The sequence below is a fragment of the Rhodococcoides fascians NBRC 12155 = LMG 3623 genome (assembly GCF_001894785.1).
Taxonomy (GTDB): domain Bacteria; phylum Actinomycetota; class Actinomycetes; order Mycobacteriales; family Mycobacteriaceae; genus Rhodococcoides; species Rhodococcoides fascians.
In genome coordinates this window covers 229,103-250,140 of the sequence record NZ_BCWW01000009.1, presented here as the reverse complement: position 1 = coordinate 250,140, position 21,038 = coordinate 229,103, and the positions used below count along the sequence as shown (strand labels likewise).

The window sequence follows — 21,038 nt, the reverse complement described above, 5'->3', positions numbered from 1 at the left end:
GCGGTGCCACACAACCCTTCGAGCTATGTGATCCCCACTCCTACGGTTGGGATGCCTAACCAAACAGCACCCGGATTTCGTTGTAGGGTCACAACGTGCCTATCAGTCTGGTTTCCATCGTCCTCCCCGTGTACAACGGTTTGCCCGAACTGAACGAGCAGCTCCACGCGCTTGCTGCGCAGGACTACACAGGCGATGTCGAGCTCATCGTCAGCGACAACGGCTCGACCGACGGCCTCCGCTCACATCTCGAAGAACTGTCTCTACCTCTGACGATGCGCATCGTCGACGCCTCCGCCAAGCGTGGCGTCTCCTACGCCCGCAACCTTGGCGTGGAAGCCGCGCGGGGCGACATCATCGCCTTCGTCGACCACGACGACGTCGCTTCTCCGACGTGGCTGACTTCCATGGTGCGCGCACTCGACAGCTACGACGCCGTGGGCGGCGCAATCGAACACGATTCCCTCAATCCGCCCGAGGTGACGGCGTGGCGAGACAACCCGCCGAACGGCACCCTGTTTCCCACCGCCTACCTGCCGTATGCCCCGGGAAGCAATTTCGCGCTGTGGAGGCGCGTCTTCGACGAGGTCGGAGGCTTCGACGAAGACCTCGTGGGCGGTGCCGAAGACGTCGACTACTCGTGGAGGCTTCAGCAAGCAGGATTCACTCTCGGACATGCCGCGGATGCGTCGGTCGCCTACCGCATCAGAACTACGGTTCGTCGATCGTTCTTGCAAGGCCGCGCGTACGGACGCACGTCGTACCAACTGTCGACCAAGCACCGTGCTGCGGGCTGCCCTCATCCGTCGTCACTTGCCCGGATTCCCGCGCACACTGCGGCGATCTTGTATCTCGCGACAATTCGCAATCCGTGGTTGCCGAAGGTACTACGACCGATGCCCAGCGGTCTGTGGGCCCACTACATCGGAATCCACTACGGCGCACTCCGAATTCGGGTGGCCGCGCTCGGCCGCAGCCTGCGACGGAGTCCCCGATGACATACGAGATAGTCGACGCGATACGCGAAGAGACCATGGCCGTCCTGCGGCAGCATGCCAAACCCGGAGATCGGGTGGCTCACTTGGACTTTCCGAATCACTTCAATGCCGGTGACTCGCTCATCTACGCCGGTGAGGTCGAGTACCTGAAGCGGTTGGACGTGCACGTCGACTACGTGTCCGATCCGTTCACCCACAACCACGATCTGCTCGAACAACGAGTCGGTGATGGGACCCTGTTTCTGCAGGGCGGAGGAAATTTCGGTGACCGCTGGCCGATGGACCAGAAATTTCGTGAAGCAATCGTTGCGCGGTTTCCTCGCAACAAGATCGTGTGCCTCCCCCAAAGCATCGACTACTCCGACGCCGACGCCATGCACAGGACCGCGGCCCTCTACGCACAGCACCCGGACCTCACCCTCATGCTGCGTGAACAGCGTTCGTACGAGCTGGCGCTCGCCCATTTCCCGAACAACCGCGTCGAATACTGTCCGGACATGGCTTTCGGTGCCGAGATCGCACACAGCGCCGAAGACTCTGCAGTGGACGTCGTGAAACTCGTGCGCGACGATTCCGAAAGCCTCGGTCATGCTTCGGTGAACGTCGACGCGTCGTCCGTCCAGTACGACTGGGGTCTGCACGGAAGGGATCTGGCGATCTCGACGGTGGTGACGCTGCCGACCCGAATCGCATACAACTTCCCCAAAGCGAATCGCCTGCTGTACCCCGCTCTCGTTCGCTCGTACGAGCAGACAGCGAAGCTCAACCTCCGTGTGGCGCAGCGCATTCTACATCTGGCGCCCGTCGTGCTCACCGATAGGCTGCATGCGGCGGTACTGGCCGCGATGATGGGCAAGCGCGTCGTGGCGATGGACAACGCGAACAGGAAGGTATCCGGCATCTACGACGCCTACCTGCACCGGTTCGACAACGTTCAGTTCGCAGCGACACCCGACGCCGCCGCCGACATGGTTCGGCAGGCCGTGTCCGACAGTCGACGATGAACGCTGGTCGACACCCCGTCCGTTTTCAGAAGGGGTAACGGCCCTCGGCCCAGGCACGCGCGGCGGGAGGAGTCACCGCGTCGACGGGTTCGCCGTCGCGAAAGTAGTTGGTGTGCAGGATCCGACCCGCGTCGACTGCCTCTTGCCAGGCCTGCGTCGGACCTTCGCCGAACCAGAGCCACGGCGTGATGTCGTCCATGATGACAACCGATTCCGGGGTGGCGAGCGCACGAAGATCGTCGAGGTCTGCGCGGGCACCTTCCACAGAATGGTCACCGTCGATGAAGATGACATCGAAGCGCGCGTCCGGGTGTTGCTCGGCATAAGCCTTGATGGTGGTGTGGGAATCTCCCTGGATCAAAGTATGTCGGCCCGGGAAGTGTTCGTCGACATGGGCTTTCGCGGCGTCGCTGTAGGCATACGCGGCCAGATCGAAGGATACGACGGTCACGTCGGGAGAGGCTTCGAGGAACGCCCAGCTCGAGAAGCCGGCATTGAACCCGACCTCGCAGATCGACGTCGTGCCGGGCCTCGCGGCCAGTGCGGACAGGTATCCGAGTTCCGACTCGTCGGCTCCACGCTCGAAAGGCTCCCCCGCTGTGGCAGTTCGATGCACCAACGACTCGAGGTATTCCAGGCCCATCCATGTCCTCCTGTTCGACTGCTTCGGAGCGTAGCCGACGGTCGATCGTGCGCGCAGACGACAACTGCCACCTGGCCGACACCGATGCCTGTAGCGTTCGCACCGAATGACCTGCCGGTCGTGGAACTACCATCGCGGGCTTGGCAATCGGAGTGATCGAACTGCTCGTGGTCGCAACTGTCGTCTACGGTTTCGGTTCTCTCACGCCGAGAACGTCGGCATCCGTCGAAACACTTGTTCCGTACTCCTTACCGGCTACCGCACTGTTCACAGTTCCTTCCACTACGGAGCCACCGGCTCCGGTCGAGACCACTGTGGACGCGACCGAGGCCCCCTCGGCCTCACTGCCCGAGGTGGACGGACCATGCGATCCGGGCGTCGACAATCACGGAACCTCCGCCGATGGCACGTTCCTGAAGTGCACCTATGCAGGGTCGACTCGCGCGCATTGGGTGCAGTCGGCACCGATCATCGATGGCAATGCGGAGCCAGGGTCGGAATGCGACCCCGCAGCGAGAGGGATTGCGGTGTCGCCGGACGGATTCGACATGTTCTGCGTCTCCGACGGCGCGAACGGTGGCGGCTACTGGTCACCCGGACCGTAGACGGTTGATCGATTGCGTCGTCCCGCGAACCGAAGTCTCATCGATCGAGGACCAAACGGTCAGAAGCGGCTACGAAGAGACAAAGCGGCCGAATGGAAGTAGCTGCGGCGAATGGCTTTCCTCAAAGCCTTGCGCACGCCGGCGTCGAGAGTTCCCGACTTCTGCATAGCCGCAAGACCGTCCCGCAGTTGGCGTCGGTCCCAGACCATCAATTTCATCCGACGTGCAGCGTCCTTGTCGATCGAGCCCGGGAGCGTCGCGCTCTCGGCACCTGCAAGTGCCAAACCGACTTTCGTGCGAGTGCATTTGCCACAACGCCCGCAATTGAAGCTGCCGTTGGGGTTCTCCCAGCAGACCCGCAGGTGGTTCATCGCGGTCTCGTTCCCGCCAATGCGACGGATCTTTCCGTAGCGGTCTTGTTCGAGCTCATGATGCTCGAATGCGACGGCACCACTGGACCACAGGGGGTCGAGATCCGGATGGGATCCCCATGGATGTAACTGCCGGTAGCTGTAGGACGACGGGATGATGACCGTGCTCAGGTGCTCCGACAATGCCAGACCGACATGCGCCAGCGCGGGGCCGTGGAAGACCCCGCCCCATTCGAGCTGCAGGGGATCGCCCAGCGCCGACCTGACCGTGGTCTCGAGCTCGATCAACGGTTTGCCCAGATCCGCAGCCGCTTCTCGGGCCCCGGCCAAGGCTTTCGACGCCAACTCCTCGTCGTCGATGTGGATGTCCAATCCATGCACGAAGATCAGGTGGGTGATGCGTTCGGACTGGGTGATCGCCGAATAGAAGCTGTCGACGCCTCCGCTGAAGAAGCAACCGACGCCCTTAGCCTCGGAGACGCTGTGTACGGGGTCTGCCGCAATCGATATCTTGTGAAACCGCCTCGGGTACCAGCTGCGAAGAACACTCTGAGCCTTCGACGCATTGCGAAGTGCCACCGAGTCCACGGGAGCGTCGAAGTCGACGTCCCACCTGTGCCGCATACCTGCTGCCAACAGCGGAGGAAGCCAGGGAGTCACGGAGTGGTCCAGGCTGTAGTTCGACCCGGTAGTCACGCGAACCTCGACGCCGGATGGTGTCTCCATCCGCGCTGAGATGCAGTTGGGACCTGCGGCTTCGGCGCAGAGCGTCAGCGAGCTGTTCACCGCCGGGAGTGTGCCACAGTCCGGGCTTGTCCCAATACGAATCGAGTCACCGCACGAGACCGGCCGAGCAGAACTACACGTTGAAGCGGAACTCCACCACATCGCCGTCGGACATGACGTAGTCCTTGCCCTCGATGCGCACCTTGCCAGCAGCCTTGGCCGAGGCCATCGAACCTGCGGCAACCAGGTCGTCGAACGAGACGATTTCGGCCTTAATGAAGCCGCGCTCGAAGTCGGTGTGAATGACGCCTGCGGCCTGGGGTGCGGTGTCACCCCGGTGAATTGTCCACGCACGGGCCTCTTTCGGGCCTGCGGTGAGGTAGGTCTGCAAGCCCAGAGTGTGGAAGCCGGCGCGCGCCAACGCGTCGAGGCCGGGCTCGGTCTGACCGACGGATTCGAGCAGCTCGGCCGCCGACTCCTTGTCCAGTTCGAGCAACTCCGACTCGATTTTCGCGTCGAGGAACACCGCATCTGCTGGAGCGACCAGGCGAGCCAGTTCGCCGATCTTCGCGTCGTCGGTCAGCACCGACTCGTCGGCGTTGAAGACGTACAGGAACGGCTTGGTGGTGAGCAGCTGGAATTCACCGAGCAGCTCGAAGTCGAGCTTCGCCTTCGCCGAGAACAGCGTCTTGCCGTCGTTCAGAACGGCCTGCGCAGCCAGAGCCGCGTCGAGCGCCGGCTTGCGGTCCTTCTTGATCCGCACCTCTTTCTCGAGGCGCGGGATCGCCTTCTCGAGAGTCTGCAGATCGGCGATCGCGAGTTCGGTCTCGATGACCTCGATATCCGCGGTGGGGTCGACGCGACCGTCGACGTGCACCACGTCATCGTCGGCGAACACGCGCACGACCTGACAGATGGCGTCGGCCTCACGGATGTTGGCGAGGAACTTGTTGCCCAGGCCTGCGCCCTCGGACGCACCCTTGACGATGCCGGCGATGTCGACGAACGACACCAGCGCGGGCACGAGCTTCTCCGAACCGAACACCTCGGCCAGCTTCTCGAGCCGAGGATCGGGCAGCGCGACCACGCCGACGTTGGGCTCGATGGTCGCGAATGGATAGTTCGCGGCCAGCACATCGTTGTTGGTCAGTGCATTGAAGAGAGTGGACTTGCCGACGTTGGGCAGTCCGACGATTCCGAGGGTGAGGCTCACGGTCTATGGAGTCTACTTTGACGACAAGGCCAGCCCGGACAGTGCCCGGCCAGCGTCGATACTCGATGCACCGAGTGGTGCCAGAACTACGTGATCCGCGCCGGCAGCGTGGTGAGCGGCCACCCGCTCGGCGATGTCGTCGACACTCCCCCACACCACCAGGTCGTCGACCAGACGGTCGCTGAGATCCTCGACATCCGCGTCGGTGAACCCCATGCGGAGGAAGTTCTGCCGATAGCCGGGGACGGTTGCGAGGAAGCTCAGCGGCTCCCGAGCTGCAGCGCGTGCTCGATCCGGATCGGACTCGACCACGACGAACTGGTCGACCACCAACGTCGACACACCGAGCGCACCGCGCGCCTGCGACGTCCACTCGGGCGTCACGAGCAACCCGATCGCGCCGGCCGCGCGGTCGCGAGCCATCTCCAACTTCTTCGGCCCGAGCGCCGCGAGCAGCGTCTGATCCGCTGGTACGGCGAGTTCGTCAAGGTATCTATGCAACTCGGCGAGAGGTCGAGCACTCTGCGGCCCACCGAGACCGAGGACGAATCGACCGGTGTCCGAGAGCTCGTCGAACAGTGTTCCGGTCTGTGCAGGTGAGTACACATCGACCGGCACGATCCCCGGAACGACGGTGGCGGTCTCGGTCGCGTGAACCAGATCGGCCAGCCTGCCGAGCCGATCGATCTGCCCGCCCGGCAGCCAGAACGAGGTGAATCCGAGTGATTCCAACGCGCGTGCCTCATCGAGATACGACGATGACACGTCGATGGAAATGCCGATTGAGCCGAGCCCCAATGTGTCCATGGCTGCGACGCTAGAACCTGAAGCGTTGTTCAGGTCAAGAGGTGATCGCCGAGTTTGCGTCCCAGCTCGCCAGGATTGGCATGACTTGTGCCGTACTGGAATTCTCCTCGACCGTGTAGACGATCAGACTTTGATCCTGCGCGCTCGGCGAGGTCAGAAACTCGATTCCGAATTGCAGGGTGCCCGCCGCCGGGTGCTGGATGATCTTGGTTGCACCTGCGAATTCGGCGACCTCGTGATCGCTCCACCATTGCTCGAAACAAGGCTCCGTCGAACGCAATTCGTCGATCAGCGCGGTCAGGGTCGGATCGCCCGGCCTTCGGGCAAGCTCTCTGCGCAGCGCGGCAACCGAGGCCGCCGCGAACTGCGACCAGTTGACGATTCGCTCCCGCGCGATGGGCTTGCGAAACAGATAGTGGAACAGCGAATCCCCGGCGGACGACTGCAGACTCAACACCGCACGAACCAGCGCATTGCTGGCCAAGATGGTTCCCGAGCGCCCGAGCAGTAGCACCGGCACGTGATCGAGCGCCCGCATCACCTGCAGCAATCCCGGATCCGGTCGCTCCGGGGCGCTGCCGACCGGCACAGCCGGAGATGCGAGATCGAGCAGATGCGCGGACTCCACCCGGTCGAGTTTCAACGCCCGAGCAATTGCCCGCAGCACCTCGGGTGAGACGTTGGCCTGGCGACCCTGTTCGAGCTTGCTGTAGTAATCCGGACTCACTCCGGCCAGCGCTGCGAGCTCTTCTCGCCGCAGGCCCGGGACCCGTCGCGCACCGGGATAGGTCGGTACTCCCGCCTCGGCTGGAGTGATGCGGTCGCGTCGATCACGCAGAAACGCGCTCAGCGCCGACCTGTCGTTGTTCACGAAATCCACAGTAGCCACGCGAGCGATGGCCAACCTGGTCATGACAGACCTAGGTCGAACGACGCCTGGTCCGCCCGATTCCGCGACCGTAGACATGGCGTCATGACATCTTCCAGTTCCACACAACTCCATGGACGCACCGCCGTCGTCACCGGATCGACCAGTGGGATCGGTGCTGCCATCGCGCTCACCCTCGCCGCCCACGGGGCATCGGTGGTCGTCAGCGGCCGCGACGCCGAGCGCGGCAAAGCCCTGGCGGCCCGCATCTCGGAAGCCCGCGGCACAGCGGCATTCGTCGACGTCGATCTCTCCGGCAGCTACGACGAACTTCGCGAGTTCGCCGCCCGCACTACCGACGCCCTCGGCGGCCGCGTCGACATTCTCGTCAACAACGCCGGTATCTATCCGGCCACCGCGACAGCCGATCTTCCCGACGACCAGCTCGACGCCATGCTCGCCGTCAACGTCCGAGCACCGCACGTGCTCGTCGGTGAGCTCGCACCGGCCATGGCCGAGCGAGGCAGCGGAGTCATCGTGAACATCGGGTCGTGGATGGCCACGATGGGCAGTCCGTTCGCTGCGATGTACTCCGCCACCAAAGCCGCCGACGAGCAGCTCACTCGCAGTTGGGCCGCTGAGTTCGGCTCACACGGTGTGCGAGTGAACGCCCTCGCGCCCGGAGCCACTCTGACCCCGGGCAACGAGGATGCACGCCAGGTACTCGACGCCATGACGGCCGGAACCCCGGCAGGCACAGTGCTGTCGCCGCAGAACATTGCCGACGGTGTGCTGTTCCTGGTCTCGGACGATGCCGCGATGGTGCATGGAACCACGCTCTACGTCGACGGCGGAATTTCGGTCACCCGCGGGTGATCAGCACACCGCCGTCGACCCGTCACATGTTCGAAACGACCAAGCCGATGAACGCCAGGTAGAGAACGATGAAGACGCCGAAGATGATGAGGGACAGCTTGCCGAAGAACGCCGCGCGCTGCGACGAGTACTGCGCGCCCTGGACATCACCCATCGACCACAGTGGATGGACTTTCAACGCATGATTGAACGCGGGGATGGCCAGTGGCCAGAAGAAGATGACTGCCACCACTGCCCACCCTGCGTTCGACGCCGGCAGCACCGGCGCAAAGGGCTGCGCCGCGGGAAAGTTCTGCTGATGAGTTTGCTCGTACGGTCCCGACATGTGGTGTTCCCCCCGAATGAATGAAGTGATGACACCCGGTACGACGCAGCCCAGCACCATCCGGTTCCAGGCCGCCGCCACTCGGCGCACACGAGTGACCGCCGGGCGCACCGCGAAGTGTCGATTCGAGGACGTGCAAGTGCGTCACGCATAGGGTGATCGCAGTCACACCTGCGACCATGGAGACCCCACACATGTCACTGAAAGCGGCCGACGATCCACACGTCGAATTGCTGAAGACAGACCCCGACCTACCACCTGTCGGAGTCGTCGATTCCCATCCCATGACGCCGATCAAGCGTCTGATGCTCGTCGTGATCGGCCTGCTCGGCGGCGTCGCCTGGACGATCATCGCCATCGTCCGCGGCGAGAATCCCAACGCAGTCTGGTTCGTCATCGCCGCGGTGTGTACCTACATCTTCGCGTTTCGCTTCTACGCCAGACTGATCGAACGCAAGATCGTCTTTCCTCGCGACGACCGAGCCACGCCCGCCGAGATCTTGGAGAACGGCAAGGACTACATGCCGACGGACCGTCGGGTGTTGTTCGGCCATCACTTCGCCGCGATCGCGGGAGCGGGCCCCCTCGTCGGACCGGTTCTGGCGGCCCAGATGGGCTACCTGCCCGGCACCATGTGGATCATCATCGGCGTCGTGTTCGCCGGAGCCGTCCAGGATTTCCTGGTGCTGTGGATCTCGACGCGCCGCAACGGCCGCAGCCTCGGCCAGATGGCCCGTGACGAACTCGGAGTAGTCGGCGGAACCGCCGCGCTGATCGCGGTGTTCGTCATCATGATCATCCTGATCGCGGTTCTTGCTCTCGTCGTCGTCAACGCGCTCGCCGAAAGTCCGTGGGGCGTGTTCTCCATCGCGCTGACCATCCCCATCGCCCTGTTCATGGGTGTGTATCTGCGCTACCTGCGGCCGGGCAACGTCACCGAGGTCTCGCTCATCGGTGTCGTCCTGCTTCTGCTCGCCATCGTTGCCGGCGGCTGGGTCGCCGAAACCGAATGGGGCACAGACTGGTTCACGCTCTCCAAGGTGACGGTCGCCTGGCTGCTCATCGGCTACGGTCTGCTGGCCTGCATCCTGCCGGTGTGGTTGCTGCTCGCCCCGCGCGACTATCTTTCGACGTTCATGAAGGTCGGCACCATCGCCCTGTTGGCCGTCGGAATTCTCATCGCCCGCCCCGAGATTCAGATGCCCGCCATGACCACCTTCGCCACCGAAGGCAACGGACCGGCATTCGCAGGATCACTGTTCCCGTTCCTGTTCATCACCATCGCCTGCGGTGCGCTCTCGGGTTTCCACGCTCTGATCTCCTCCGGCACCACGCCGAAGTTGCTCGAGAAGGAAAAGCAGATGCGCATGATCGGCTACGGCGGCATGCTCACCGAGTCGTTCGTCGCCATCATGGCTCTGATCACCGCATGTGTTCTCGATCAGCACATCTACTTTGCACTCAACGCTCCGGCCACTCTGACCGGCGGCACCCCGGAGACTGCGGCGACGTACGTCAACGGGTTGGGATTGAGCGGCGGAGACATCTCGGCGGCCGAATTGAGTCAGGCGGCAACCGATGTGGGCGAGGAATCGATCATCTCTCGCACCGGCGGCGCACCGACCCTCGCGTTCGGCATGTCCGAGGTTCTGCATCAGGTGTTCGGCGGCGAATCGCTAAAGTCGTTCTGGTACCACTTCGCGATCATGTTCGAGGCACTGTTCATCCTCACCACGGTCGATGCCGGCACCCGCGTCGCACGCTTCATGCTCTCCGACAGCATCGGCAACCTGCCCGGAGCCTCGGCCAAGAAGTTCAAGGACCCGTCGTGGCGTCCCGGAGCATGGATCTGCTCGCTGATCGTCGTCGCAGCCTGGGGCGCAATCCTTCTCATGGGAGTCACCGACCCGCTCGGCGGCATCAACACCCTGTTCCCGCTGTTCGGTATCGCCAATCAGTTGCTCGCCGCCATCGCCCTGACGGTGGTCATGGTGATCGTCGTCAAACGAGGTCTGTACAAATGGGCGTGGATCCCTGGCATTCCACTTGCCTGGGACCTCATCGTCACGATGACGGCCTCGTACCAGAAGATCTTCTCCTCCACCCCGGCCATCGGTTACTGGACGCAGCATTCTCAGTTCCGTGACGCGAAGGAGCAGGGCCTGAGCAGCTTCGGCAGCGCAAAGACCCCCGAGGCCATCGACGCGGTCATTCGCAACACGTTCATCCAGGGCACGCTGTCGATCATCTTCGCGGTACTCGTCCTGGTCGTCGTCATCGCCGGAGTCATCGTGTGCGTCAGAGCCGTTCGCGGAGCAGATCTGCCGGACAACGAGGAGCCGGAGGTGCCATCGAAGATCTTCGGTCCTGCCGGATTCGTCCTCACCCCCGCCGAGAAGCAGATCCAGGCCGAGTGGGACGAACTGATCGATGCGGGCACCGTTCGACGCCCCGGGTCGGCGCACTAGATGCGCGGGCTGTGGTGGTGGATCACCTCGGTGATGGGTGATCACGATTACGACCGCTACGTCGCGCATCTGGCCCGGCACCACCCGGGCCAGGAGCCACCGACCGTGCGGCAGTACTGGAAAGACCGGCACGCCGAGGCGGACCGAAACCCAGGGGCTCGATGCTGCTGACACGGTGCTGTCCGATTTCCGCTAGCACTGGCGGGATCGCGCTGACACAGTAGGAGCATGAGCAGCGAACGGCAGGTGCAAGAACTGGACTTCGATCGGTGTTATCGCGCGGTCTCCTCGCGTGACGCACGGTTCGACGGCCAGTTCTTCACCGCCGTCTCCACCACCGGCATCTACTGTCGACCTTCCTGCCCGGCGCGCACTCCCAAGCCCGGCAACGTCTCGTTCATGGCCACGGCAGCAGCGGCTCAGCAATCCGGCTACCGCGCCTGCCGACGTTGCCAGCCCGACGCCACTCCCGGTTCCCCACGATGGAACATCCACTCGGATCTCAGTTCTCGCGCGATGCGGCTGATCTCCGACGGAGCCGTCGAGCGCGGGGGCGTCGACGGCCTCGCGAGCACCCTCGGTTACTCGAGCCGCCAACTGACCCGCGTCCTGACGGCAGAGGTGGGTGCCGGACCGCTCGCGCTGGCTCGCGCCCATCGCGCGCATACCGCCCGCACGTTGATCCAGACCACCGACATGTCGATGGCCGACATCGCCTTCGCCGCCGGCTTCTCGAGCGTCCGCCAGTTCAACGACACCGTCAAAGAGGTCTTCGCGGTCGATCCGACGACCCTGCGGCGAGAAGCGCACCGCTCGGCCGTACCTACTGTGGGTGGCACCGTCACGTTGCGCCTGCCGTACCGCGCGCCGCTGGACCGCGGCTGGGTCGAGTGGTTTCTCCGAGGCCACGTGGTCGAGGGCATCGAATCGTTTTCCGACGACGGCGAATACGTGCGTTCACTGCAGTTACCGCACGCTGCCGGACTGGTGGCACTGCGCATCCTGGACGGATTCGTCAGCGCCGCACTGACTCTGCAGGACATGCGCGACCTCGCTCCGGCCGTGGCCAGGATTCGACACCTGCTCGATCTCGACGCCGATCCGCTTGCCGTCGACGAAGCCCTACGCGCCGACCCCCAACTCGCGCCGAGCGTCGAGGCCCATCCGGGCATCAGGGCCCTCGGGGTCGTCGACGGAGCGGAGATGTTGCTGCGCACCGTCATCGGGCAACAGATCTCGCTGAAGGCAGCGGCCACCCACACCGCCAGGCTCGTCGACGCGCTCGGGGCACCACTGGATTTCGGCGACGGACGCGTCGGACGGCTGTTCCCCGACGCTGCCGTCATCGCCGAACGCGGCCACGAGGTCCTCACCGGCCCGGCGGCTCGGGTCCAGACCGTCATCCGCGTCGCCGACGCCATCGCGTCGGGAACGGTGGCATTACACCCCGCGCGGGAGGGTCCGGATCTGGAACGAGAACTGCTCGAACTCAAGGGAATCGGGCCGTGGACGGCCCGCTATGTCGTCATGCGACTGCTGGGCGACCCCGACGTTCTGCTCGACACCGATCTCGTTGTCCGCCAAGGCGCGCAGGCGCTGGACATTTCTTTGAAGAACTCCCAACGCTGGGCACCGTGGCGCTCCTACGTCTCGATGCACCTGTGGATCACCGCACTGGAAAGAAGGCAGGCATGATGGCCACCTCCGCAACGCAGGACACCCCTATCGGTCCGTTCACCACCATCGTCGACGCCGATCAGCGCGTGCTGGCGTCGGGCTGGACCGCCGATGTCGAGGAACTCCGAGTGTTGATCCATCCGACGTTGCGACCCACCGACGTCCGCTCGGCGACCGACCTCGGCGCCGTCACCGCAGCTGTCGACTCCTATCACCGCGGCGACGTCGACCGCATCGACGACATCGACGTCGCACAACGATCGGGCGAATTCCTGATGCACGCCTGGGACGTGCTGCGCACTGTCGAACCCGGAGCGCCGGTGACGTACTCCGCGTTCGCGGAATTGTCCGGACGGCCGACGGCGATTCGCGGTGCCGCGTCGGCGTGCGCGCGCAATGCCGCCGCCCTGTTCGTACCGTGCCACCGAGTGGTTCGGATCGGCGGTGCGCTCGGTGGATTCCGTTGGGGACTGCCGACGAAGAAGTGGCTGCTGGCCCACGAGGCGCTCTGACCGACACCGCGTCGGAGTGGGACGTTAAGGTTCTTCACGAACCGCCACCCGCCGAATGTGAGGACCCACCGTGACCGAATCGGCAGTTCCCGGCAGTACTGCGAAGCCCGCGAAGTCCGGACGAGATCGCGGGGACCTCATCGGAACCGGTGGCCTCTGGCTGGCGAAATGGTCGCTCATCCTGATCTCCATCGCGGCCGGCGCGTGGGTGTTCGGTTGGCTGATCGGTCATCTCTGGGTGATTCTGCTACCGGTTCTACTCGCGGTGATCGTGGCCACGGTTCTGTGGCCACCTGCGAAATTGATGATGCGCCTTGGCTTTCCGCCTGCGCTGGCATCGTCCGTGTCGCTCGTGGTGTTCTTCGTCGTGATCGGCGGGGTCATCACTCTGATCATTCCGTCGGTGGCCGAGCAGGCTCCCGAGTTGGTCGATCAGGCGTCGGGCGGCATCGGTCAGGTGCAGGACTGGCTCAAGGGACCTCCGCTCAACATCGGCGACGACCAGATCGACAATGCGGTATCGGCCATCGTCTCGCGGCTGCAAGACAGCGGCGACGTCATCGCGACCGGCGTGTTCAGCGGCGTCTCGGCAGCCGGTTCCATCCTCGTGACCCTTGCCCTGGTGCTCGTGCTGTCGTTCTTCTTCGTCAAGGACGGCCCGAAGTTCCTGCCGTGGCTGCACGGATTCTCCGGCGGCCGCGCGGGACGCCATCTCGGCGAAGTCCTCTCCCGCATGTGGGTGACGCTGGGCGGTTTCATCCGGACCCAGGCCATCGTCAGCTTCATCGACGCGTTCTTCATCGGGCTCGGATTGGTGATCCTCGGTGTCCCGCTGGCATTGGTGCTCGCCACCCTGACGTTCCTCGGTGGCTTCATCCCCATCGTCGGTGCGTTCGTCGCGGGCGCTCTCGCTGTGCTCGTCGCATTGGTAGCCAACGGTCTGACGACCGCGTTGATCGTGCTCGCGATCATCCTCGCGGTGCAGCAGCTCGAAGGCAACGTGCTGCAGCCGATCCTGCAGAGCCGCAGCATGAATCTGCATCCAGCGATCGTGCTGCTCGCCGTCACCGGAGGCAGCTCGCTGTTCGGGATCATCGGCGCGTTCCTCGCAGTGCCCGCTGCCGCGGTGGCTGCTGTGCTGATTCGCTACGTCTCCGAACAGATCGACGAGCGATCGAACGAGCCCGATCAGGACGAGCTCGAGGATCAGATCCCCGCACCCGAGGGACTGACCGACGAACAGGCCGGCCTCGAGGACGAGGACGACAGGGCTGCGCCGGGGAAGAAGTAGCCCCGATCAGGACGCGACGACCTGCAGTGTCGAGCCCGCGCGTCCACGCTTGACGTAGAGGCGGCTCGGAATGCGCTGACGCATTTCGTCGACGTGACTGACGACTCCGACGACGCGGCCGCCCGCACGTAATTCGTCGAGCACGGCCATCACCGATTCCAGCGTGTCCGCATCCAGCGTGCCGAACCCCTCGTCGATGAACATGGTGTCGAGAACGACCCCGCCGGATTCGGCGGCCACGACATCGGCGAGACCCAGCGCGAGCGAGAGCGACGCCAGAAAAGCCTCGCCGCCCGACAACGTCTTGGCCGAACGCACCACACCGGTGTAGTCGTCGCGGATGTCGAGACCGAGTCCACCCCGCTTTCCGCGAAGGCCGGCCTCGTCGGAGTGCACGAATTCGTATCGACCCGAGGACATCCGACGCAAGCGTGCCGATGCCGACTCGGCGACGTCCTCGAGACGGGACGCAAGCACGTAGGACCGCAGCGACATCTTGCGTGCATTCTGCCCACGCCCGGCGACCACATCCGCCAGGTTGGCGAGCTCGTCGAACTCGGCGCGTTGCGGCGCGATGGCCGCAGCCGCGACGAACAGTTCGGCGACCAACCGCTCGAGATCGTCCGCGCGTCGGCGACACTCGGCCACCTCCCCCGCGGCGACCTTCGCCTCGCCGTCCAATTCGGCGAACCGGGCACGCAGCGGATCCAGGTCGATCGGCGGTTGCCCGCTCTGGGCGACGATGCCGGGTTCGAGCAGCACGTGTTCGGCGTGTGCCCGACGCTCCTCTGCCAGACGAAGCTCGGTCTCGATCTGCTCGACGCGGTCCTTGGTGAGAACGGCATCTGCTGCTGCATCGGCGGAGTCGAAGTTCGATGCCGATACCCGTCGATCCAGTTCGCCGCGCAGCGCGGCATGCTGCTCGCTGGCGTCGAGCCAGGCGATTCGCGCTTCCTGCAGTCGGCGGGCACCGTCGATCAGCTTCTCGCACTCGGCAATTCGCTCGGTCAACGATGTGCCTTCGGCAATTTCCTCGGCTACCGACGCTCGCATCTGCGCCACCGATCGCTCGGTGGCTGCGATGCGTTCGTCCAGCGCGCTGCGCCTGGCGACGAGATCCTGCAGCGTGACCGCCAGCGCATCCGACTCGGCGCGCAGCCGGCGCAGCTCGGTCGTCGCCGGGTCGAGGTCGGCGGCCCTCGCTCGGGCGTCTCGGACGGCAGTCGTCGCCGCATCGAGGGTGTGAGCAAGCTCCGCGGCGGAGGCTCCGCCCGTCCGGTCGTGCAGCAGATCGACCGCACGACTGGCGTCGGCGACGGCCGCGATCGACCGTTCCAGCTCGGCAGCGCATTTCCGCTCCGCGGCAGCGGCCTTGTCCTCCTGCGCTTTCGTGACCGTCGACGTCGCGGCAGCCGCCGGATTCGGGTGTTCGGCCGACCCGCACACGACACACGGCGCACCGGACTCGAGGCGGGCCGCCAGCTCTGCGGCCATGCCGTCGATGCGGCGTTCGCGCAGCTCGAGCAAGTGTTCCCAGGCGCTGTTGCGCGCGGTTGCGGCACGGTCCCTGACGCGTTCTGCCTCGACGAGAACGGCTCGGGTCCGCACCAATTCGAGGGCCGACTCAGCGGCCGCCTGAGCGCGGGCGCACCGCTCGTCCAGTCCCGGAAGCTCGGCAGCGGCCGCAGCTGCGCGCACCACCCGCGCTTCCACAGCGGCGAGGGTTTCGGGAAGTGTCGCCTGTTTCGTCGTCGTGCGTTCGATGGCAGCAACGGTCTCGGCGCGCTGTGCGCGCTGTTCTGCGAGCTCGGCGTCCAGCCGGTCGGCCTCACGGGCTGTCCCGAGCAGCGACTGCAGCCGTGCGACATCGGTGGTCCATGCTCGCACGAACTCGGCAACCACTGCCCGCTCGTCGGCCGGATCGTTCTGTACCGGCGGCCACTGCAGTGCGTCGTGGAAGCGCCTGCCCTCTGCGGACGTCGGCAGTGCCTGTTCCGCGGCGGTCAGCGCTGTGGTGGCCGCATCTGCGGTGGTGGCGGCAAGGCGCAGATCGGCGACAGCGTCGGCGATGGGACCCGCAGCAGCAGAATCGGCCAGTTCCGCGCGTCGCGCTGCTCGGGCGGCTTCGCCGTCCCGGTACTGCGCGAGTTGCTCTTCGGCGATGGCGCGTCGGCGCTGCAGGTCCAGGGCGCTGGTGGCCTCGGCCAGCGCGGCGGACGCACGCCCGGCCGCCGCGTCGACCAGCACCGCACGACCCTGGGCGAGAGTTCTGTTCTGCCGTGCACCGTCCAGAACCCGTGCCGCCCATTCGAGGGGATCCTGGGCCTGCTCACCGGGCGCGGCGTCGTCGGTGGACGGCTCGGGTACGCCCGCGGCCTGGGACACTCTGCCCAGCATGATGTCGATGGCCTGGTCGGCGTCGGCAAGACCGGCGGCCAATTCTCGACGCCGCTCAGCGAACCATTCCTCCACGTCGCCGAATCTGCCTGTGTCGAAGAGTCTTTCGAGTAGGTTTCCGCGCTCGTCGCTGTCTGCTCGCAGAAACTTCGCGAACTCGCCCTGCGGCAACAACACCACTTGAAAGAACTGATCGGCACTCATTCCGAGCAACCCGTTGACCGCGTCGCCGATCTCGTTGAGCCGCGTCAGGTTCTGCCCACGCCCATCGAGCCACGTGAGACTCGCCTTGGCATGCTGCTTGGTGGTGCCGGCAGTCCTGAGCTTGGGGCGCAGGAACTCCGGACTGCGCACGATCCTGATTCGTCGCCCACCGAGCGTCGCTTCAAGGGTCACCTGCGGGACGGCACCTCTCGCGGCGTGGTCGGACAGCAGCCTCTTGCCCTCCCGCCGCGCTCCGGGAACGGTGCCGTAGAGCGCAAAGGCAACGGCGTCGAGCACTGTCGTCTTCCCGGCTCCGGTCTGACCGTGCAACAGAAACAACCCGTCGGCCCCCAGCGCGTCGAAATCGACCGTCTCCGTTCCCGCGAAGGGACCGAAGGCGGTGATCTCGAGTGAGTGCAGCCTCATGCAGCGCCGCGGTCGACGGTGCTCTCCGGTGTGCGCGTGGATTCGGCCTCGCGCTGCACGGAAGCAAGAGCGCGCTCGAAGAGCGCGGACTCGGCTGCGGTGGGCGCGCTCCGCATGTCCGTCAGGAACGACGTCGCGATCTCGAGGTCGCTGCGGCCGCGGACACGATCGCGATACCGAAGCCCACCGTCGCCTTCGGGTCGACGCCACTCGAGATGGATCGCATGCCGAAAACGCTGTTGCAGCAACCGCATTGCATCGACAGGACGTACCTCGTCGGTCAGCACTGCCGAGACGTAGTGGTCCTCGTATTCGGAAAAGGCTGCGTGAGTGGTCAATTCCTCGACCGTGCCCTCGATGCGGGCGAGACCGCGAACCACCGGCAAGTCCACTCGATCGACGCTGCCGAGCCCGTCGGCGTCGAGTTCGAGAATCCACACGGCCTTACGGTGCGAGCGTTCGCCGAACGAGTACGGCAACGGGGAGCCGGAATACCGGACCCGCTCGGTGAGTGTCTGCGGAGAATGCAGATGACCCAGTGCCACGTAGTCGACGCCGTCGAATGCCGATGCCGGTGCGGTTTCGATTCCCCCGGACGAAATCGATCGCTCCGAACCTGTCGCTTCGCCGCCGACGATGAACGCATGCGCGAGGACGACGGACCGAACATGTTGCCCTGCTTCGTCTCTCGCTGCGAGGTCGGCGCGCACCAGGTCCATGGCAGCATCGAGCACCTCGGCGTGCGTCCGTGCCGCCGGAACGTCGAGTTCGACTCGGGTGGTCTCGGGCTCGAGGTACGGAATGCCGTAGAACGCAACCGATCCGTGCTCGTCATCGACGACCACCGGGGTCGCGACGTTGCCGACCTTGGTCATCAGATGCAGTCCACCGGCCGAGGCGAACGCAGCTCCGGCACCCAACCGAGCGGGTGAATCGTGGTTACCCGACGTCGCGACGATGACGGCTCCGGCGGCTCTGATCGCTTCGAGTCCGCGATTGCACACCACTACGGCATCCGCGCTCGGCACGGCGCGGTCGTAGATGTCACCCGGGACGACGACCACGTCGATCGACTGTGCGGCAACCAGTTCCGCGATGGACTCGAGCACTGCGCCCTGATCGGCCAACAGGTCGACACCGTGAAAGGTGCGACCTATGTGCCAGTCCGAGGTGTGCAGGATTCTCATGTCCACGACGCTATCGGCAACCACCGACAAACTATTCGAGGCTCGTCGGCCTGTCGGGCGTGAGCATCGACCCACAGCTCGTCTCGCCCGAACTTGTCGGTGGCGTGCTGCATCATCGGCACCATGAACATTCTCACCGCGCTCGGCCTGCTCGTCGCCCTCGCCATCGGCGGCGTGGTGGGGTGGCTGTTGCATGCCTCTCGGGTGGGTGATCGGGCCGTACGAGCGGAGGCCCAGCTGGCGGCTCTACGCCAGAACGAGGCGCTGCTTCGCCAGTCGCTGAGCGCGGTGAACGAGGATTCCGCGCGGCGCAATTCGACGGTCATCGGCCAACAGGTGTCCCATCTGGTGGAGCCACTGCACGACGCCGTCGATGCTCTCGCCGAGCACGTGCGAGAAGTCGAGCACCACCGCATCAGGGCGTACGCGGGCCTGTCGGAACAGGTCACCGGAATGCATCGCGCGTCGATGCAGCTCTCCATGCAGACCGGACAACTGGTCACCGCACTGCGCGCACCGCAGATCCGAGGTCGGTGGGGCGAGATCCAGCTCGAACGGGTCGTCGAACTCGCCGGAATGGTCAAGCACTGCGACTTCGACACTCAGGTGAGCAAGGACGGCTTTCGACCCGACATGATCGTTCGCCTCGCCGGCGATCGGCAGATCGTCGTCGACGCCAAGGTGCCGTTCGCGGCCTACCTCGACGCCGCGCAGGACGAAGAACCCGGTGCTCGCGACAAGCATCTGCGCCGCCACGCCAAGCAGTTGCGCACCCACATCGATCAACTGGCAGACAAGGCTTATTGGGAGGCGTTCGAGCCGACGCCGGAGTTCGTCGTCCTGTTCGTTCCCGGCGACCCGTTTCTCGACGCCGCGTTGACGTCGGATACGAGCCTGCTGGAGTACGCCTTCGGCCGGAACGTGATTCTTGCCACCCCGACCACTCTGGTCGCTCTGCTGCGCACCGTCGCGTACACCTGGAAGCAGGAGTCGATCGCCGAGGACGCGGCGCGGATCCACCAGCTGGGCCGCGAACTGTACGGCCGCATCGGAATCGTCTCGACACATCTCGACAAGCTCGGAGCCCACCTCGGCAAGGCCGTGGAGTCCTTCAACTCCACCGTCGGGTCGGTCGACAGCAGGGTGAGTGTCACCGCACGCAAGCTGCACGAGCTCGAGCTGTTCGACGCCGAACCGGTGGAGATCGCACGCGTGGACGAGCGTCCCAAGCTGTCCGATTCGTCCCGCTACCGGCACGACTTCGGTCATGTCAGCGATGCAGTGGGCTGAACTACGGCTAACCTCGAGGGGTGTCTACCTCCCAACGTGCCCGATCCGGGGTACCGCTGGATCACCGATCCATCCTCGCGACCCTGCCCGGCGTACCAGCGTGGGGTGCCGTTGCGATCGCCGCAGGGCTGACCTTTCTCGGATTTCTCATCGACGCCGCGCGTGGAACCGAGCTGACCGGTGCGTTCGCGTTCCTCTACATCCTCGGCTGCATCGCGGCGGTATTGCTGGTCCGCTACCGCGGACTGTTCACCGCGATGGTCCAAGCCCCGTTGATTCTGTTCGTGGCAGTGCCGCTGTCGTACCAGTACTTCACCGACAACGCGGGCACCAGCCTCAAGGACATCATCCTGAACGTGGCGATTCCGCTGGTCAACCGATTTCCATTGATGCTGCTCGGCACCCTCGTGGCCGTCGGCCTCGGTGCCGTACGCATCGTGCTGAAGCGGCAGAACACGCACGCGCCCGCAGTTCGACGCAGCACGAAGACCGCCGACACCGCTCGGCGTCGCACGAAATCGGAAGACGCCCCTCGTCGAAGCACCAAGGCCGGAGACTCCGCTCGCCGGAGCCCGACCTCCGAGGACGACACACTCACCCGGGCACCGCGGCGAGCGCAGGAAGACCGTCCGTCGCGCGCACGTAGCCGTCGAGCTGCGGCGGACCGTGACGACGTGTCCGCGGTCGAGGCCACCGACATCGTGCCCGAGCCGTACGTGGGCCGCCGAGGAACCTCTCGCGCCGCAACCGACTCCGGTGCCGCGCCAAGACGGTCGGCAACAACCCCCGGGGCGACGCCCGGATACGCACGTCAGGCGAGTCCGCAGCCCGAGTACCAGCGGCCCTCCCGCTCCCACGCCCAGTACCCGCAGGATCGCACGCCCCCACCCGGCGTAGCGCGCCCATCGCGGCCCCAGCCGTCCGAGGCACCGTATTCGACGGAACCTCGCCGGGAGCGTTCACCTCGGGTTCAGCCGCCGCGGGACGCCGTCGATCCGTACTCCAGCAGCGCTCGGCACACAGTCGAACCGGTTGTGAACGACGCGCCGCCGAACGTGCGCCGTGACGACATTCCTCCGCATCCGGTGCCGCAGGTTCGGTACCGCGACCGCCACGCCGACGACTGACCCCACCGGTACCGGCCGGTCAT

19 protein-coding genes are annotated in these 21,038 nt (G+C 65.1%); 11 read left to right on the top strand and 8 right to left on the bottom strand.

Annotated elements, in window-relative coordinates; all coding sequences use genetic code 11:
• Positions 1–95: 95 nt before the first annotated feature.
• Together RFA01S_RS19755 and RFA01S_RS19750 are read left to right on the top strand one after the other, a co-directional pair.
• On the top strand, positions 96–998 hold the full coding sequence (locus tag RFA01S_RS19755; protein ID WP_052060704.1) for a glycosyltransferase family 2 protein: 903 nt from the start codon (positions 96–98) through the stop codon (positions 996–998).
• On the top strand, positions 995–2,002 hold the full coding sequence (locus tag RFA01S_RS19750) for a polysaccharide pyruvyl transferase family protein (protein ID WP_032407299.1): 1,008 nt from the start codon (positions 995–997) through the stop codon (positions 2,000–2,002). The genes RFA01S_RS19755 and RFA01S_RS19750 overlap by 4 nt, the downstream gene beginning before the upstream one ends.
• 25 nt (positions 2,003–2,027) lie before the next feature.
• On the opposite strand, the gene RFA01S_RS19745 is transcribed toward RFA01S_RS19750, so the two are convergent.
• On the bottom strand, positions 2,028–2,645 hold the full coding sequence (locus tag RFA01S_RS19745; protein ID WP_032407300.1) for an O-methyltransferase: 618 nt from the start codon (positions 2,643–2,645) through the stop codon (positions 2,028–2,030).
• 140 nt (positions 2,646–2,785) lie between these two features.
• On the opposite strand from RFA01S_RS19745, the gene RFA01S_RS27295 reads away from it, so the two are divergent.
• The gene (locus RFA01S_RS27295; protein WP_052060705.1) at positions 2,786–3,250 is read left to right on the top strand and encodes a hypothetical protein; all 465 of its coding nucleotides are present in this window, start codon (positions 2,786–2,788) and stop codon (positions 3,248–3,250) included.
• A gap of 59 nt (positions 3,251–3,309) precedes the next feature.
• On the opposite strand, the gene RFA01S_RS19735 is transcribed toward RFA01S_RS27295, so the two are convergent.
• The 4 genes from RFA01S_RS19735 to RFA01S_RS19720 all read right to left on the bottom strand — a co-directional run bounded on the left by RFA01S_RS19735 (position 3,310) and on the right by RFA01S_RS19720 (position 7,238).
• Entirely contained in the window at positions 3,310–4,407 is a 1,098-nt protein-coding gene (locus tag RFA01S_RS19735) for a hypothetical protein (protein WP_238325111.1), read from the bottom strand.
• A 73-nt stretch (positions 4,408–4,480) separates the two neighbouring features.
• The gene (ychF, locus tag RFA01S_RS19730; RefSeq protein WP_032386277.1) at positions 4,481–5,560 is read right to left on the bottom strand and encodes a redox-regulated ATPase YchF; all 1,080 of its coding nucleotides are present in this window, start codon (positions 5,558–5,560) and stop codon (positions 4,481–4,483) included.
• 12 nt (positions 5,561–5,572) lie between these two features.
• A complete protein-coding gene (locus RFA01S_RS19725) occupies positions 5,573–6,367 on the bottom strand; it encodes a TIGR03620 family F420-dependent LLM class oxidoreductase (RefSeq protein WP_032407301.1) in 795 nt (264 codons plus the stop codon).
• A gap of 34 nt (positions 6,368–6,401) precedes the next feature.
• The gene (locus tag RFA01S_RS19720; protein WP_032407450.1) at positions 6,402–7,238 is read right to left on the bottom strand and encodes a helix-turn-helix transcriptional regulator; all 837 of its coding nucleotides are present in this window, start codon (positions 7,236–7,238) and stop codon (positions 6,402–6,404) included.
• 102 nt (positions 7,239–7,340) lie between these two features.
• Between RFA01S_RS19720 and RFA01S_RS19715 the strand changes: the two genes are divergently transcribed.
• Positions 7,341–8,111, top strand: coding sequence for an SDR family NAD(P)-dependent oxidoreductase (locus RFA01S_RS19715; protein ID WP_032407302.1), 771 nt, complete (start codon positions 7,341–7,343; stop codon positions 8,109–8,111).
• A gap of 22 nt (positions 8,112–8,133) precedes the next feature.
• Here the strand turns inward: RFA01S_RS19715 and RFA01S_RS19710 are convergent, their stop codons facing one another.
• The gene (locus tag RFA01S_RS19710; protein ID WP_158514267.1) at positions 8,134–8,436 is read right to left on the bottom strand and encodes a CD225/dispanin family protein; all 303 of its coding nucleotides are present in this window, start codon (positions 8,434–8,436) and stop codon (positions 8,134–8,136) included.
• A gap of 194 nt (positions 8,437–8,630) precedes the next feature.
• On the opposite strand from RFA01S_RS19710, the gene RFA01S_RS19705 reads away from it, so the two are divergent.
• From RFA01S_RS19705 to RFA01S_RS19685, 5 genes are all read left to right on the top strand, one after another.
• Positions 8,631–10,904, top strand: coding sequence for a carbon starvation CstA family protein (locus tag RFA01S_RS19705; protein ID WP_032407451.1), 2,274 nt, complete (start codon positions 8,631–8,633; stop codon positions 10,902–10,904).
• A complete protein-coding gene (locus RFA01S_RS19700; protein ID WP_072692145.1) occupies positions 10,905–11,075 on the top strand; it encodes a YbdD/YjiX family protein in 171 nt (56 codons plus the stop codon). It begins immediately after the preceding gene.
• A 57-nt stretch (positions 11,076–11,132) separates the two neighbouring features.
• The gene (locus RFA01S_RS19695) at positions 11,133–12,599 is read left to right on the top strand and encodes an AlkA N-terminal domain-containing protein (RefSeq protein WP_032407303.1); all 1,467 of its coding nucleotides are present in this window, start codon (positions 11,133–11,135) and stop codon (positions 12,597–12,599) included.
• Positions 12,599–13,093 carry a methylated-DNA--[protein]-cysteine S-methyltransferase gene (locus RFA01S_RS19690; protein WP_174557298.1) on the top strand — a complete coding sequence of 165 codons (495 nt, stop codon included), beginning with the start codon at positions 12,599–12,601 and terminating at the stop codon, positions 13,091–13,093. Before RFA01S_RS19695 ends, RFA01S_RS19690 begins: the two co-directional genes overlap by 1 nt.
• 70 nt (positions 13,094–13,163) lie before the next feature.
• Positions 13,164–14,384 (top strand): AI-2E family transporter, encoded by a 1,221-nt coding sequence (locus tag RFA01S_RS19685; RefSeq protein WP_032407304.1) that lies wholly within the window; start codon positions 13,164–13,166, stop codon positions 14,382–14,384.
• A gap of 6 nt (positions 14,385–14,390) precedes the next feature.
• Here RFA01S_RS19685 and RFA01S_RS19680 read toward each other — a convergent pair whose 3' ends face one another.
• Together RFA01S_RS19680 and RFA01S_RS19675 are read right to left on the bottom strand one after the other, a co-directional pair.
• Positions 14,391–17,411, bottom strand: coding sequence for an AAA family ATPase (locus tag RFA01S_RS19680; RefSeq protein WP_032407305.1), 3,021 nt, complete (start codon positions 17,409–17,411; stop codon positions 14,391–14,393).
• Positions 17,408–18,598, bottom strand: a complete 1,191-nt coding sequence (locus RFA01S_RS19675) for an exonuclease SbcCD subunit D (RefSeq protein WP_032407452.1) — start codon at positions 18,596–18,598, stop codon at positions 17,408–17,410. Before RFA01S_RS19675 ends, RFA01S_RS19680 begins: the two co-directional genes overlap by 4 nt.
• A 123-nt stretch (positions 18,599–18,721) precedes the next feature.
• Here RFA01S_RS19675 and RFA01S_RS19670 point away from each other — a divergent pair, with 123 nt between their 5' ends.
• Complete coding sequence (locus RFA01S_RS19670; protein ID WP_032407453.1) at positions 18,722–19,888, top strand: DNA recombination protein RmuC; 1,167 nt, start codon at positions 18,722–18,724, stop codon at positions 19,886–19,888.
• Between the two features lie 20 nt (positions 19,889–19,908).
• Complete coding sequence (locus tag RFA01S_RS19665) at positions 19,909–21,015, top strand: DUF6542 domain-containing protein (RefSeq protein ID WP_052060708.1); 1,107 nt, start codon at positions 19,909–19,911, stop codon at positions 21,013–21,015.
• The last annotated feature ends 23 nt before the right edge of the window (positions 21,016–21,038 follow it).

Excerpts from the sequence above, each read along its gene's own strand:
- RFA01S_RS19670 (WP_032407453.1), top strand. The coding sequence starts at position 18,722 with ATGAACATTCTCACCGCGCTCGGCCTGCTCGTCGCCCTCGCCATCGGC.
- RFA01S_RS19690 (WP_174557298.1), top strand. The coding sequence starts at position 12,599 with ATGGCCACCTCCGCAACGCAGGACACCCCTATCGGTCCGTTCACCACC.
- RFA01S_RS19745 (WP_032407300.1), bottom strand. The coding sequence starts at position 2,645 with ATGGGCCTGGAATACCTCGAGTCGTTGGTGCATCGAACTGCCACAGCG.
- RFA01S_RS19700 (WP_072692145.1), top strand. The coding sequence starts at position 10,905 with ATGCGCGGGCTGTGGTGGTGGATCACCTCGGTGATGGGTGATCACGAT.
- RFA01S_RS19705 (WP_032407451.1), top strand. The coding sequence starts at position 8,631 with ATGTCACTGAAAGCGGCCGACGATCCACACGTCGAATTGCTGAAGACA.
- RFA01S_RS19725 (WP_032407301.1), bottom strand. The coding sequence starts at position 6,367 with ATGGACACATTGGGGCTCGGCTCAATCGGCATTTCCATCGACGTGTCA.
- RFA01S_RS19680 (WP_032407305.1), bottom strand. The coding sequence starts at position 17,411 with ATGAGGCTGCACTCACTCGAGATCACCGCCTTCGGTCCCTTCGCGGGA.
- RFA01S_RS19710 (WP_158514267.1), bottom strand. The coding sequence starts at position 8,436 with ATGTCGGGACCGTACGAGCAAACTCATCAGCAGAACTTTCCCGCGGCG.
- RFA01S_RS19750 (WP_032407299.1), top strand. The coding sequence starts at position 995 with ATGACATACGAGATAGTCGACGCGATACGCGAAGAGACCATGGCCGTC.
- RFA01S_RS19715 (WP_032407302.1), top strand. The coding sequence starts at position 7,341 with ATGACATCTTCCAGTTCCACACAACTCCATGGACGCACCGCCGTCGTC.
- RFA01S_RS19695 (WP_032407303.1), top strand. The coding sequence starts at position 11,133 with ATGAGCAGCGAACGGCAGGTGCAAGAACTGGACTTCGATCGGTGTTAT.
- RFA01S_RS19675 (WP_032407452.1), bottom strand. The coding sequence starts at position 18,598 with ATGAGAATCCTGCACACCTCGGACTGGCACATAGGTCGCACCTTTCAC.